Annotated in this window: 10 protein-coding genes and 3 tRNA genes; 12 read left to right on the forward strand and 1 reads right to left on the reverse strand. The window is 73.9% G+C overall.

Annotated elements, in window-relative coordinates; genetic code table 11:
* The first annotated feature begins 18 nt into the window (after positions 1–18).
* The 5 genes from ACFVVX_RS00430 (at position 19) to ACFVVX_RS00450 (ending at position 3,411) form a co-directional block, all read left to right on the forward strand.
* Positions 19–1,830, forward strand: a complete 1,812-nt coding sequence (locus ACFVVX_RS00430) for an LCP family protein (protein WP_387939737.1) — start codon at positions 19–21, stop codon at positions 1,828–1,830.
* Positions 1,831–1,993: 163 nt separating this feature from the next.
* Positions 1,994–2,467, forward strand: coding sequence for a ribosome silencing factor (gene rsfS, locus ACFVVX_RS00435; protein ID WP_387939739.1), 474 nt, complete (start codon positions 1,994–1,996; stop codon positions 2,465–2,467).
* Positions 2,464–3,111 carry a histidine phosphatase family protein gene (locus ACFVVX_RS00440; protein WP_387940625.1) on the forward strand — a complete coding sequence of 216 codons (648 nt, stop codon included), beginning with the start codon at positions 2,464–2,466 and terminating at the stop codon, positions 3,109–3,111. The genes rsfS and ACFVVX_RS00440 overlap by 4 nt, the downstream gene beginning before the upstream one ends.
* Before the next feature lie 117 nt (positions 3,112–3,228).
* Positions 3,229–3,301, forward strand: a tRNA-Ala gene (locus tag ACFVVX_RS00445).
* A gap of 37 nt (positions 3,302–3,338) precedes the next feature.
* Positions 3,339–3,411, forward strand: a tRNA-Ala gene (locus ACFVVX_RS00450).
* Between the two features lie 120 nt (positions 3,412–3,531).
* On the opposite strand, the gene ACFVVX_RS00455 is transcribed toward ACFVVX_RS00450, so the two are convergent.
* Positions 3,532–4,449, reverse strand: a complete 918-nt coding sequence (locus ACFVVX_RS00455) for a helix-turn-helix transcriptional regulator (protein WP_387939741.1) — start codon at positions 4,447–4,449, stop codon at positions 3,532–3,534.
* A gap of 102 nt (positions 4,450–4,551) precedes the next feature.
* Here ACFVVX_RS00455 and ACFVVX_RS00460 point away from each other — a divergent pair, with 102 nt between their 5' ends.
* From ACFVVX_RS00460 to ACFVVX_RS00490, 7 genes are all read left to right on the forward strand, one after another.
* Positions 4,552–6,009, forward strand: a complete 1,458-nt coding sequence (locus ACFVVX_RS00460) for an MFS transporter (RefSeq protein WP_387939743.1) — start codon at positions 4,552–4,554, stop codon at positions 6,007–6,009.
* A 180-nt stretch (positions 6,010–6,189) separates the two neighbouring features.
* Positions 6,190–6,262, forward strand: a tRNA-Ala gene (locus tag ACFVVX_RS00465).
* Between the two features lie 170 nt (positions 6,263–6,432).
* The gene (locus ACFVVX_RS00470) at positions 6,433–7,809 is read left to right on the forward strand and encodes a hypothetical protein (protein ID WP_387939745.1); all 1,377 of its coding nucleotides are present in this window, start codon (positions 6,433–6,435) and stop codon (positions 7,807–7,809) included.
* Between the two features lie 223 nt (positions 7,810–8,032).
* Positions 8,033–10,930 carry a leucine--tRNA ligase gene (leuS, locus tag ACFVVX_RS00475; RefSeq protein ID WP_387939747.1) on the forward strand — a complete coding sequence of 966 codons (2,898 nt, stop codon included), beginning with the start codon at positions 8,033–8,035 and terminating at the stop codon, positions 10,928–10,930.
* A gap of 397 nt (positions 10,931–11,327) precedes the next feature.
* Positions 11,328–12,104: a hypothetical protein gene (locus ACFVVX_RS00480; protein ID WP_387939749.1), complete on the forward strand. Its 777-nt coding sequence runs from the start codon at positions 11,328–11,330 to the stop codon at positions 12,102–12,104.
* A 150-nt stretch (positions 12,105–12,254) separates the two neighbouring features.
* Positions 12,255–13,100: a DegV family protein gene (locus ACFVVX_RS00485; protein ID WP_387939751.1), complete on the forward strand. Its 846-nt coding sequence runs from the start codon at positions 12,255–12,257 to the stop codon at positions 13,098–13,100.
* Positions 13,101–13,316: 216 nt separating this feature from the next.
* A complete protein-coding gene (locus ACFVVX_RS00490; RefSeq protein WP_387939753.1) occupies positions 13,317–14,165 on the forward strand; it encodes a helix-hairpin-helix domain-containing protein in 849 nt (282 codons plus the stop codon).
* Positions 14,166–14,359 lie beyond the last annotated feature (194 nt).

Below are 14,359 nucleotides of genomic sequence, written 5' to 3' on the forward strand. Positions count from 1 at the left end.
CCCCGGAGGGGCCGACGGATGAGCGATCGCAGGGGACAGCAGGACGACTGGTCGACGGGGCAGTACGAGCAGTACCAGCCCTACGAGCAGCAGCAGTACGACCAGTACGGGCAGCCGGTCCGGCCGGTGCCGCAGCAGCCGCAGCAGCCGTACGGCTCGGACGGCTACCAGCAGGGGCAGTACCCGCAGGAGCAGTACGGGCAGGACCAGTACGGCGGCGGCTACCAGGAGCAGCAGTACCAGCAGCAGGCGTACCAGCAGCCCTACGAGCAGCAGCAGTACGACCAGTACGGGCAGCCCGTGCCGCAGCCGTACCAGCAGGGCGGCTACGGCTACCAGGAGCAGCAGTTCCAGCAGGGCTACGACCCGTACCAGCAGCAGCCGCAGCAGTACGCGGCCGCGCCGCAGCCGGTGGTGGCCGAGCCGGAGCCCGCGCCCGCGCCCGCCGCGCCCGCTCCGGTGGCGCCGCGTCCGCGTACGCCCAGGCCCGCGGCCGAGGCGCCGCCCGTCCGGCCGGAGCCGCCGTCCGAGCAGGTCGGCGGCAGCCGGGCCGCCCGGGGCGGGGCCGCCAAGGCCGCCGGGGAGGACTACCCGACGGGCGAGTTCACCTTCGTCGACGAGGAGGCGGAGGAGTCCGAGGACGTCATCGACTGGCTGAAGTTCGCCGAGTCCCGCAGCGAGGTGCGCGCCGAGCGCCGCCGCAAGCTGCGGACCCGGCTGATCGGCGCCGGGGTGGTGCTCGCCCTCGCGGCGGCCGGTGCCGGCGGCTACCTCTGGTTCACCGGTGACAAGCAGACCGCGGCGACCGCGGCCGGGCCGCGCCAGGTCAACGTGGTCCACCTGCGCGACCTGACGGGCAAGGTCTCCAGCGCGCTGCTGGTCAACGACTCCTCCGGGCACAAGGGCTCGGTGCTGCTGCTGCCCGACACCCTGAAGCTGCCCGGCCCGAACGACCCGCCGATCACCACCCTCGGCCAGTCGATGGACGCCATCGGCCCGTCCTCCACCCGCGACGGCCTGACCACCGTGCTGGGCGCGCCGGTGGCCGGCACCTGGCGGCTGGACACCCCGTACCTGGAACTGCTGGTCGCCCAGCTCGGCGGGGTCCGGGTGGACACCAACGCGGAGACCCACGAGGGCGGCAAGCCGGACGGCAAGCTGCTCTCCGCCGCGGGCAAGAACACCCTGCTCAGCGGCAAGGCCGCGGTCGCCTACGCCACCCTCCAGGCGCCCGGTGAGAACCGCGACGCCCAGCTGGCCCGGTTCGGGCAGGTGATGGACGCCGTGCTGCGCACCATGCCGGTCGAGTTCAAGGACGCCAAGGACGACGTGCACCGGATGAACGCGGTGCTCGACCCCTCGCTGCCCGAGGACGCGCTCGCCGGGGTGCTCGCCCAGCTCGCCCAGCAGGCCAAGGACGGGCACCTGAGCACCAGCGCGCTGCCGGTGAAGCCGGACGGCACGCTGGACGACGCGACGGCCGGCAAGCAGGTCAAGGACGTGCTCGGCGGCACCCTGAAGGCCGCCACCGCGGGCGACGCGGCGGCCAGGGTCTCGATCCAGGACGGCAGCGGCAACGACCAGGCGGCCGCCGCGGCCCAGGTCCAGGTGGTGAACGCGGGCCTCACCTTCCTCCCGGGCGGGGCCAAGACGGCCGCGCAGCCGACCAGTGAGATCCGCTACACCGACGACGCCCGGCAGGCCGCGGCGAAGTCGCTGGCGATCAGTCTCAACCTGCCGGAGACGGCGGCGAAGAAGGTCACCGACCCGCAGAACGCGGACCTGCTGGTCGTCCTGGGCAAGGACTACCAGCCTCCGAAGACGCAGTGACCCGCACCGCCCGGTGACCGGGCGGTCACCGGTCGGCGGCCGGTCGCCCGCGGGCGGCCCCGGGAAAACGGTTCCGGGGCCGCCGCGGCGGCGTGAGATCCTGGAAGGCGATCCCCGGCCGAGTGTCGGGGGCGACCCCAAGCCGCCGAGCCGGAAGAACATAGTGACCGCCACCGAGCACAGCCAGGAACTCATCACCGTCGCCGCCCAGGCGGCGGCCGACAAGCTGGCGCACAACATCATCGCGTTCGACGTCAGCGAGGTGCTGTCGATCACCGACGCCTTCCTGATCGCCTCCGCGAACAACGACCGCCAGGTGAAGTCGATCGCCGAGGAGATCGAGGACCAGCTGCGCGAGAAGCTGGACGTCAAGCCGGTCCGCCGCGAGGGCGAGCGCGACGGCCGCTGGATCCTGCTCGACTACCTGGACATCGTGGTGCACGTCCAGCACTCCGAGGAGCGCTCCTTCTACTCGCTGGACCGCCTCTGGAAGGACTGCCCCGAGCTGGCGCTGCCGGCCGACGCGCTGGCCACCCGCAACCGTCCCGAGGACGCGCACACCGACGCGGCCGGCAACGCCGTCGCCCCGGCCGAGGTGGCCCCGGCCGACGACTTCGGCGCCGAGGACTACAGCTGAGCCGGGACGCGCGGGGTCCGCGCATCGTCTTCTGGCGGCACGGCCAGACCTCCTGGAACCTCGAATCGCGCTTCCAGGGCAGCACGGACATCGAGCTGACCGGCCAGGGCGTCCTGCAGGCCCAGCGGGCGGCCAGGCTGCTCTCCGGCCTGCGCCCCGACCTGCTGGTGTCCTCGGACCTCAAGCGGGCCCGGCGCACCGCCGAGGAGCTGGCCAAGGTCACCGGCCTGGACGTGCAGCACCACGAGGGCCTGCGCGAGACCTACGCGGGCTCCTGGCAGGGCCTGACCAACGCCGAGATCCGCGAGCGCTTCCCCGAGGAGTACGCGGCCTGGGCGCAGGGCGAGCCGGTCCGGCGCGGCGGCGGCGAGCTGTCCACCGAGGTGGCCGACCGCTCGGTGCCGGTGGTCCTGGAAGCGGTCGGCAAGCTGCCGGAGGACGGCACCCTGGTGGTCGTCAGCCACGGCGGGACCATCCGCACCATGCTCGGCCGGCTGCTCGGCATGGAGCCGGAGCTCTGGGAGTGCTTCGGCGGCCTGTCCAACTGCTGCTGGTCGGTGCTCGGCCGGGGCGCGCGCGGCTGGCGCCTGCTGGAGCACAACGCGGGCACGCTGCCGCAGCCGGTCATCGGCGACGACACCTGAGGTGCTGAGTGGTCTGCGGGGGCGGATTTCGCAGTTCCGGGCCTGACCAGCTAGAGTCTTCCTCGTTCGCACGGAGGAAACGCAGCCCGGAAGGGAAGCGCGAAATCCGGTGAGTGCGGGGCTGTAGCTCAGTTGGTAGAGCGCTTGCATGGCATGCAAGAGGTCCGGGGTTCAATTCCCCGTAGCTCCACTCCGCACCTGCGGTCCGCGAGGGCCGTGCGTGTTGCGGGGCTGTAGCTCAGTTGGTAGAGCGCTTGCATGGCATGCAAGAGGTCCGGGGTTCAATTCCCCGTAGCTCCACAACAGACGAGAAGGCCGTCACCCACCGGGTGGCGGCCTTCTCCGCTTTCCGGACCTCCTTGCCTACCGGTCCTCCTTGCCTACCGGCGCCGCGTCGGTGCGGCGGCCGGTGCCGCGGGGTCAGCAGGGGTGGTCGCAGTCGTTGATCCAGCCGCCGGCGGGCAGCGCGGCCAGCCGCTCGATCCGCTCGCGCTCCTCGGGCCCCTCCGGGGTGTAGACGACCACGTAGGTCTCGGGCACCCCCGGGATGGTCAGGTAGGACGCGTTCAATCGCAGCACCCCGACCACCGGGTGCCGGAACACCCGCAGCGAGGTGCGCGGCGGTGCCACCTCCTGCCGGGCCCACAACTCGCGGAACTCCTCACTGCGCGCGGCCAGCCCCTGGACGTGCTTCTCCCAGGCCGGCTCGCCGATGTGCTTGCCGTAGGCGGACCGCAGCACGGCGACCATCTGCGGCAGCGCCTCGGCCCGGTTGAGGAACGGGTTGCAGCACGGCGGGGCGGTGACCGTGCACCAGATGCTGTTGAAGTGCCAGTCGCCGGCCCTCGCCCGGCTCGCGGCGAACAGCGACTCGTACCCCGCGTTGAACGCCAGCACGTCGAAGCGGGTGTTGGAGACCGCCGCCGGCAGCGGCATGAGCGCGTCCAGGATCAGCTGCGTGGACGGGTCCAGGATCGACGGGTCCGGCTGCGCCTGCGGCTTCGCGGAGACCCCGGCGAGCCGGAACAGGTGCTCCCGCTCGGTGGCGTCCAGCCGCAGCGCCCGGGCCACCGCCGTCAGCACCTGCTCGCTCGCGTTGATCGGCCTGCCCTGCTCCAGCCACGTGTACCAGGTCACCCCGACCCCGGCGAGCTGCGCCACCTCCTCGCGGCGCAGTCCGGGGGTGCGGCGGCGCAGGCCCGGCGGCAGGCCGACGTCCTCGGGCGTGACCCTGGCCCGGCAGGCCTTCAGGAACCCGGAGAGCTCGGTCCGGCGGCGGTCCGGCCGGCGCGGTGCGCGGGCGGTCGGGGCGAGCGGGGGTTCGTCCAGGACGGTCATGCCCTTCATCGTGCCGCAGAGCGCGCCGGGCAGACAGGTGCTGCCGGTACCAGGATCACCAGGCTCTAACCACCAGTACCCGCCTGCGGCGAGGCTGGGTCCATGACGGACACCCAGATCCGGCCGGGCGTGGCCGGCGGTACGAAGGGCGCCGCGGCAACCCGGCCCGGCCCGCTCCTTGCGCTCATCCTCGGCGGCCAGTTCATGGCCGTGCTCGACACCTCCATCGTCAACGTCGCCGTGCCGACCATCCGGACCGACCTGCACGCCTCCGGCGCGGCCCTCCAACTGGTCATCGCCGGCTACACCATCGCGTACGCGGTCCTGCTCATCACCGGGGCCCGGCTCGGCGCCCGCTACGGCTACAGCCGGCTGTTCCAGCTCGGCCTGGCCGCGTTCACCGCCACCTCGCTGGCCTGCGGGCTCGCCCCGACCACCGGCTGGCTGATCGCCTTCCGGCTGCTCCAGGGCGCGGGGGCGGCCCTGATGGTGCCGCAGGTGATGAGCCTGGTGCAGCGCACCTTCACCGGCCGGGCCCGGGTGCGGGCGCTCGGCCTCTACTCGGCGGTGCTGGCCGGAGGTATGGCGGTCGGCCAGGTGCTCGGTGGGGTGCTGGTCAGCGCGGACCTGTTCGGCGCGGGCTGGCGCCCGGTGTTCCTGGTCAACGTGCCGATCGGGCTGGCCCTGCTGGCGGCCGGGTCGCGACTGCTCCCGGCGCTGCCCGGCGACCGGACCCGCGGCTTCGACGTCCCCGGCCTGGTGGTACTCGGCGCCGCCCTCGGCCTGCTGGTGGTGCCGCTGGTGCTGGGCCGCGAGCTGGGCTGGCCCGGCTGGTGCTGGGCGATGTTCGCGGGCAGCGGGCTGCTGGCCGTCCTGTTCCTGTGGGTGGAGCGGCGGATCGCCGGGCGCGGCGGGCAGCCGCTGATCGCCGGGCGGGTGCTGGCCGCCGCCGGACTGCGCCCGGCGGCCGGCGCGCTGTTCATGATCATGGCGGCCTTCGCCGGGTTCATGTTCTCCTTCGCGCTGCACCAGCAGTCCGGACTCGGCTACAGCGCGCTGCGGGCCGGGCTGTACTCCGCCCCGGTCGCGGTCGGCTTCGGCGTCGCCGGCCTGCACTGGCACCGGCTGCCCGGGCGGCTGCACGGCGTGCTGCCGGTCCTCGCCGCGTGCCTGCTCGTCCCCGGCTACCTGCTGCTCGGCGTGCTGCTGGGCGGCGGTGCGCGGATCGGGGCCGGGGAGCTGGTGCTGACGGCCGTGCTCGGGCTGGTGGCGGGCTGCGCCTACTCCCCGCTGTTCGCCCGTGCTCTCGGCCGGGTCGCCCCGGCGGACGCGGCGGACGCCAGCGGCGTGATGGTGACGGTCATCCAGCTCGGGCAGGTGGTCGGGGTCGCGCTGCTCGGCACGGTCTTCCTCGGCGAGGTCGACCTCCCGGCGACGCCCGGCGGATCCGGGCACGCGCTGCTGGTCACCCTGGCGGTGATCGCCGGGGCGCTGGCGCTGGCCGCCGCCTTCGCCGTCCGCGTCCGGCGGGTGACCGGCCAGGACCGGCCCGGCGGGTGACCGAACAGGACCGGCCCCGCGGGTGACCGAACAGCACCGATCAGGACCGGTCCCGCGGGCTCGCGGGGTCGTGCGCGGGCCCGCTCGGATAAGGATTCGTGGAGCACCCCTTCGACCGTGTAAAGTAATCGATGTCGCCGAGGGAAACAGCAGGAAACCTTCGGAGGCACCGCAGGTCGAGGGGCTGTAGCTCAGTTGGTAGAGCGCTTGCATGGCATGCAAGAGGTCCGGGGTTCAATTCCCCGTAGCTCCACAGGAATCGAAGACCGTCTCCCATTCGGGAGGCGGTCTTCGGCGTTTTCGCGGGCCGGTGTTCTCTGGGCCCGGTGTTCTTTGGGGCCCGGTGTTCTGTGCGGCTCTGCCCGGGGCGTCGTTTTGCCGGTGCGGCGGCGGCGCGGTCGGGCCGACCGCTACCGTCGTCGCATGGCCGATCTGGAGCGCAGGCGCAACGAGGAGCTGGCCCGGATACTGCACCAGCTCGGCTGGAACCCGGAGCGGCTGGCCCGCGAGGTCAACCTCACCCTGCCGCCGGCGCTCGCGATCAGCTCCACCGCCCCCTACAAGTGGCGCGACCGCGGCATGGTCCCGCGCAGCCCGCACGACCAGGCGGTCTGCGAGGTGCTCAGCCGCACCCTGGGCATCGCCGTCACCTATGAGCAGCTCTGGGGCCGGATGGGCGGCAACCGCGGCGCCAAGATCCTCTCCCCCCGGCTGCTCGGCGACCCCTGGACGGCCGACACCGCGCAGACCGCGCTGCGCGACGCGGCCGCGGACGCCGGCCCGGTCCGCCTCACCGACCTGTTCCGCGGCGCGGACCTCGACCAGGCCGCCCGCCGACTGGTGTCCCCGCCGCCGCCCGTCGGGGGCGGCGAGGGAGCCCTGCGGATCGACCCCGCCCTGGTGGGCGAGCTCGGGCTGGCCTACCAGAGCAAGCTGCGCCTGGAGCGGGCCTGCGGCGGCGGGCTCGTCCTCGGCCCGGCCCGGGCCGAACTGGCCATGGTCGCCAAGCTGCTGGAGCTCGGCGCGTACGACGAGGCGCTCGGGCGCGAGCTGTACGGCACCGCGAGCCGGCTGGCCCGGCTGGTCGGCTGGGCCGGTTACGACCTCGGCCACGAGGCGGCGGCCCAGCGGGCGTTCGCGGCCGCGCTGCGCGCCGCGCACGTCTGCGGCGACGCCCGGCTCGGGGTCTCCGTGGCCGGGTGCCTGGTGGTGCTGGCGACCCACAACCCCGGCGGGCGCGGACTGGACGCCATCACCATGCTCACCACCGCCCTGGAGGCCGCCGGACCGGCCCTGGGCGCGGCCGAGCGGGCGCTGCAGCTCGGCCGGATCGCCCGCGCGCACGGCCGCCGCGGCGAGGGCGAGGAGGCCGAGGCGGCCGCCGGACGGGCCCTCGCGGCGCTGGCCGGCGGCCTGCACGACGGCCGCCCGCACGACGGCCGCCCGCACGACGGCGGCCCGCACGACGGCCGCCTGCACGACGGCGCGGCGGACCCGGAGGTCCGGGCGGACCTCGCGGGCATGCTGGGGGAGGCGTACCTCCACCTCGGCGAGCTGGCCCGCGCCCGCACCCTGCTGGCCGAGGCGGTGGCCGGACTCGGCCCCGGCCGGGCCCGGGCGAGGGTGCTGCTGATGGTCCGGCTGGCCGACGCCCACCGCCGGGCCGGCGACCGGGCCGAGGCCGCCGGGACCGCCGACCGGGCGCGGCTGCTGGCCGCGGGGATGCAGTCTGAGCGGGTCGCCCGGGCGCTGCGCGATTTCGACGCGGCCTCCCGGCTGGTATCGCCGGGAGAGGCCTGACCCCCTTGCGGTACCCTGAGCCCATGCGAACCGTGCGCCTGCTCCTTAGCCGGCCGCGCTGACCAGGACCGGCTGCGCCCCCAGGGCGGTGCCGGAGTCGGCGTGGCGTCCCCTCCTGCGAGGGGATTTTTTGTTTTCCGCCCGGGTTCCCCGCCCCGGCTGCCCGCCGAAGCCGGCCGTGTGCGCCGGTTCGCCAACCGACATCGATGGAGCTTGAAGGATCATGAGCGAGACGACCCCTGCCTCCGGCGCGGCCGAGGCCGCCACCGAGCCGTTCCGGTACAGCGCCACCCTGGCGGCGGAGATCGAGTCCCGCTGGCAGGACATCTGGGAGAAGGAGGGGACGTTCCACGCCCCCAACCCGGCCGGCGCCCTGGCCGACCCGGCCGCCGGTGACGTCGCCGCGAAGCCCCACAGCTTCATCATGGACATGTTCCCGTACCCCTCGGGCGCGGGCCTGCACGTCGGCCACCCGCTGGGCTACATCGCCACCGACGTCTACGCCCGCTACCAGCGGATGACCGGCCACAACGTGCTGCACACGCTGGGCTACGACGCGTTCGGCCTGCCCGCCGAGCAGTACGCGGTGCAGACCGGCACCCACCCGCGGGTCTCCACCGAGGCCAACATCGCCAACATGCGCCACCAGCTGCGCCGGCTGGGCCTGGGCCACGACCCGCGCCGCTCGATCTCCACGATCGACCCGGAGTACTACCGCTGGACGCAGTGGATCTTCCTGCAGATCTTCGACTCCTGGTACGACGCCGAGGCCGGCCGGGCCCGCCCGATCGCCGAGCTGGTCGCACGGTTCGAGTCCGGCGCGCAGCCGACCCCGGACGGCCGCGCCTGGGCGGCGCTGTCCGCCGCCGAGCGCGAGGACGTGCTGGGCGAGTACCGCCTGGCGTACTCCAAGGAGGTGCCGGTCAACTGGTGCCCGGGTCTGGGCACCGTGCTGGCCAACGAGGAGGTCACCGCGGACGGCCGCTCCGAGCGCGGCAACTTCCCGGTGTTCAAGTCGAACCTGCGCCAGTGGATGATGCGCATCACCGCCTACTCGGACCGCCTGATCTCCGACCTGGACCTGCTGGACTGGCCCGAGGCGATCAAGCTGCAGCAGCGCAACTGGATCGGCCGCAGCGAGGGCGCCCGGGTCGACTTCGCGGTCGGCTCCGACGAGAAGATCACCGTCTTCACCACCCGCCCCGACACCCTGTTCGGCGCCACCTACATGGTGCTGGCGCCCGAGCACGGCCTGGTCGACTCCATCGTCCCGGCCGCGTGGCCGGCCGGTACCCGTGAGCAGTGGACCGGCGGCGCCGCCACCCCCGCCGAGGCCGTCGCCGCGTACCGCGCGACCGCCGCCGCCAAGTCGGACGTCGAGCGCCAGGTCGAGGCCAAGGTCAAGACCGGTGTGTTCACCGGCGCGTACGCGACCAACCCGGTCAGCGGCGAGCCCGTCCCGGTGTTCGTCGCCGACTACGTGCTGATGGGCTACGGCACCGGCGCCATCATGGCCGTCCCGGCCCACGACCACCGCGACTTCGCCTTCGCCCGCGCCTTCGAGCTGCCGATGCGCTGCGTGGTCGGCCCGACCGACGGCCGCGGCGAGGACCCGCACGGCTGGGACGACGCGTTCGACACCTACGACTCCGTCATCGTCAACTCGGCGCACGACGAGGGCACCGAGAACGGCATCTCGCTGGACGGCCTGAGCGTGGTCGACGCCAAGGCCGCCGTCACCGCCTGGCTGGCCGAGCGCGGCATCGGCGAGGGCACCGTCAACTACCGCCTGCGCGACTGGCTGTTCAGCCGCCAGCGGTACTGGGGCGAGCCCTTCCCGATCGTCTACGACGAGGACGGCGTGATGCACGCGCTGCCCGAGTCGATGCTGCCGGTCGAGGTCCCCGAGGTGGACGACTACTCGCCGCACACCTACGACGCGTTCGACTCCACCTCCTCGCCGAAGACTCCGCTGTCCCGCAACGAGGACTGGGTCAACGTCGAGCTGGACCTGGGCGACGGCGTCAGGACGTACCGCCGCGAGACCAACACCATGCCCAACTGGGCGGGTTCGTGCTGGTACGAGCTGCGCTACATCGACCCGGCCAACGGCGCGAAGGTGGTCGACCCGGCCAACGAGCGGTACTGGCTGGGCCCGACGGCCGAGAAGCCGGCCGGCGGCGCGGACCTGTACGTCGGCGGCGCGGAGCACGCCGTGCTGCACCTGCTGTACGCCCGCTTCTGGCACAAGGTGCTGCACGACCTGGGCCACGTCTCCTCGGTCGAGCCGTTCCACAAGCTGTTCAACCAGGGCATGATCACCGCGGACGTGTACCGCGACGAGCGCGGCTTCCCGGTGCCCGCGGCCGAGGTCGAGGAGCGCGACGGCGGGTACTTCTGGGAGGGCGAGCCGGTCAAGCGCGAGGCCGGCAAGATGGGCAAGTCCCTGAAGAACGCCGTCGCCCCGGACGAGATCGCCGACGAGTACGGCGCCGACACGCTGCGCCTGTACGAGATGTCGATGGGCCCGCTGGACGTCTCCCGCCCGTGGGACACCCGCGCGGTGGTCGGCTCGTACCGCTTCCTGCAGCGGCTGTGGCGCAACATCGTCTCGGAGGCGACCGGTGAGCTGGTCGTCGTGGACGAGCCGGCCGACGAGCCGACCCTGCGGGCGCTGCACAAGGCCATCGACGGCATCCGCGGCGACATGGCCGGGCTGCGCTTCAACACGGCCGTCGCCAAGGCGATCGAGCTGAACAACTTCCTGGTGAAGCGCGGGTCGACGCCGCGCGAGGTGGCCGACCAGCTGGTGCTGATGGTCGCCCCGCTGGCCCCGCACATCGCCGAGGAGCTGTGGCGCCGACTGGGCCACGGCGAGTCGCTGGCCCACACCGACTACCCGGTCGCCGACCCGGCGTACGTGGTGGACGAGGCGGTGACCTGCGTCGTGCAGATCAAGGGCAAGGTCAAGGCCCGGCTGGAGGTCGCGCCGTCGATCTCCGACGCCGAGCTGGAGGCGCTGGCGCTGGCCGACCCGGCCGTGGTGGCCGCGATCGGTGACGCGCCGGTGCGCAAGGTGATCGCGCGGGCGCCGAAGCTGGTGAACATCGTCACGGGCTGACGGGCGGCTGTTCGGGGGCCGGGTGGCGTCGTCGTGGCGCCGCCCGGCCCTCTGCCGTTTCGGCGGGGCCTTGCTGCTTTGCTCGGCTGGCGGGCTGGCGGGCTGGCGGGCTGGCGGGCTGCCGGGCTGCCGGGCTGCCGGGCTGCCCGCCTGTTTGCCTGCCTGCCTGCCTCTGCCTGTCTGCCGGACTGGCTGGTAACCGTGGTGGCCTTGGGTTGTGCGCGGCCTACGTGGGGCAGGACTCTGGGGGAGATCCCCGATCTGTCCCTGATCTCCGGCGCCGGGGCCTCTTCGACCTGCCCTCGGAGGCCGCTCGGCGGCTACCGTGGAACCCTCGGCGGGCTGGCCCGCGTTGGGCCCGGTGGGGGCCGGTTCGGCTGGTGGAAGGTGGCTCGTGATGGACGTGCTCGGCGTGATGATCGGCCTGGGCCTGCTCTTCGGGTTGGCGGTGCTGGCCCTGACCGTGGTCGGCACGGTCAAGGCGGCGAAGGCGGTCGCGGTGAAGGTGGAGCGGCACGAGGCCAACGCCCGGCGCGCCGTGGAGAACGTCACCCTCAAGGCGAAGACGTACACCAAGCCCGGGCCGCAGGGGCAGATCTCCGCTGTCCGGCTCGGACTGCGGACCTCGCTGGACGGCACCCGGCAGGTCCTGGAGAGCGGTCTCGCCCAGGACGGCCAGCTCAGCGAGTCGCTGACGCTGCTGACCAGGCTGGACGCCCACGCGGCCGAGCTGGACGGTGAGTTGCGGATCCTGGAGCGGGAGCCCGACGCCGGGCGGATCGCGGCCAAGCTGCCGGAGCTGCGCGAGCGGGCCGAGCGGATCACCCACTCCGCCGAGACCATGCGCTGGGCCGCCCAGGACCGGATGCACCGATTCGCGGACGACGAGCTGAGCCGGCTCAGCCAGGAGTGCGAGAGCGAGGCCGGCGCACTGCGGCACTGGGACACCTCGGGGGCCGCCGCCTCCGGTCGGGGTGCCTCCGGGGCGGGTGCCCCTGCCGGCGGTGCTGCCGGGGCTGCTGCCGGGAGCGCGGCGCGGGAGAAGTCGGAGCGGCCCGGGCTGACCGACGGACGGGGGCGGCCCAGCGCCGAGGAGCTGCTGGGCCTCGCGGATCCGGTGGCGCGCCTGGCCCAGCGGCTGCGCAAGCCGAGCACGGGGTCGTCGGCCGGCTGACCGGGAGCGCCCGGTCGCCCTTCGGGGCGGGGCATCGCCGTCGGCCGGGCACGCGGGTGTTCGGCGGACCGGTCCGGGCCGGGTACTGCCGTCCGGGCGGTGCTCTCCGGGCGCTGTCATCCGGACCGGACGGGGAGTAACCTCCGGCTCATGCCCGCCGACCTCGCACTTGTCACCGATTCCACGGCCTACCTGCCGCAGCAGGCCGTCGACCGTCACGGGATCACCGTGGTCCCGCTGAGCGTCGCGGTCGGTGACACGGTGCTTGCCGAGGGGGTGGAGATCTCCCCGAAGGACGTCGCCGAGGCGCTGCGCGGCAAGCAGCGCGTGACGACCTCCCGGCCGAACCCCGAGACCTTCGCCGCCGCCTACCGCGCCGCCGCCGAGGCGGGGGCGAGCGGCATCGTCTCGGTGCACATCTCCGGCGAGCTGTCCGGCACGGTGGAGGCGGCCCGGTTGGCGGCCGCCGAGGCGCCGGTGCCGGTCCGGGTGGTGGACAGCCGGCTGGTGGGCATGGCCCTCGGGTACGCGGTGCTGGCGGCGGCCGAGGCGGCGGCGGCCGGCGAGGCGGCTGCCGAGGTGGCCGGGGCCGCCACCCGGCGGGCGTCGCTGACCAGCGGATTCTTCTACGTCGACACCCTTGAGTACCTGCGTCGGGGCGGTCGGATCGGTGCCGCGAGGGCGCTGCTCGGGTCGGCCCTGGCGGTGAAGCCGCTGCTGCACCTGGCGGGTGGGCGGATCGAGCCGCTGGAGAAGGTGCGGACGGCGTCCCGGGCGATCGCGCGGCTGGAGGAGATCGCGGTCGAGCAGGCGGGGGAGCGCGAGGTCGACATCGCCGTCCACCACCTGGCGGCGGGGGAGCGTGCCGAGCCGCTCGCGGAGCGGTTGCGGGTGCGGGTGCCCGGGCTGCAGGAGCTGTCCGTGAGCGAGGTGGGGGCGGTGATCGGCGCGCATGTGGGGCCGGGGCTGCTGGCCGTGGTGGTCTCGCCGCGCTGAGGCGGTACTGCGCTGCTGGTCGGTTCGGGGTTTCCGGTGGGTTCGTGCTGCTGGTCGGTTCGGCGGGTGGGGTGACGGGGTGGGTGGCGGTCTGTCGTCAACCGACCTTGGGTCTCCTCCCCCGTGTGAGTGACCTGACTTATCCACAACCCCCGGTTGTCCACAGCTTTTTCGTGATGTCCCCGCAGTCGCCGAGCGGCTTCTACGGTGCTGCGCATGACGACCATGAGCATGGGCGCGGCCAGGCGCCATGAGATCACCGAGACGGCCCGTCGGCGGATGTCGACCCTGCTGCCGGAGTCCGAGGGCCCGCCCGAGGTGGGGGAGCCCTCGGCCACCGGGCCGCCGTCGGACGCGGGTCCGGTGCCGGCCCCGGTGGGCGGCTCGCCCTTTCGTCTGAGCCCGGCGCTGGCGCTGGAGCGGCGGGCGGTCGCGGGGCTCCTCGTCCTGTTGCTGCTCGCCGTGGGCTACGCCGTGCAGCACTTCTGGCTCGCCCGGCCCCGATCGGTCCCGGTGCCGGCGGTGGCGGTCGCCCCGCCGGTGCCCGGGGAGGGGGCGGCGGCCGCGCCCGGCTCGCCGACGGCCGCCGCCGAGGCCGCCGGCCCGGGCGTGGGTTCGGTCACGGGTTCGGGCGCCGGTGCGGACACCGTCGTGGTGGTGGACATCGCGGGCCGGGTGCCCTCGCCCGGGGTGCACACCCTGCCCGGCGGCTCCCGGGTGGCGGACGCACTGCGGGTGGCCGGCGGCCCGCTTCCGGAGACGGAGACCAAGAGCCTCAACCTGGCCCGGGTGCTGACGGACGGTGAGCAGATCCTGGTGGGGGCGCCGGGCCCGCCCCCGGCCGGTGCCCCGCTCCCCTCGGCCGCGCCGATGCAGCCGGTCAGCCTCAACCGGGCCACCCTCCAGCAGCTCGACACGCTCCCCGGCGTCGGGCCGACGCTGGCCCAGCGCATCCTCGCGTTCCGCACGTCGCACGGATCGTTCCGCTCCCTTGACCAGCTCAGACAGGTCAGTGGCATCGGCGAGCGCACGTACGCGGAGATCAGACCGATGCTCACCCTCTGACCGACCGCCGCCCCGCCCCCATCCCCTGCGCGCCGAAGGGAGGTGCCGCCATCCCCGGGACGACCCACCCCGCCCATACCTTCATCGACCCCACTCGTGCCTCCATCGACCCCGGCCGGACATCCCCTGACCTCCGTCTACTGCTGCCCGCCGTCTCGGCATGGGCGGTCACGGCCCTGGTCCTGCGGCTGGGT

Source organism: Kitasatospora sp. NPDC058170, from assembly GCF_042883905.1.
Lineage (GTDB): Bacteria > Actinomycetota > Actinomycetes > Streptomycetales > Streptomycetaceae > Kitasatospora.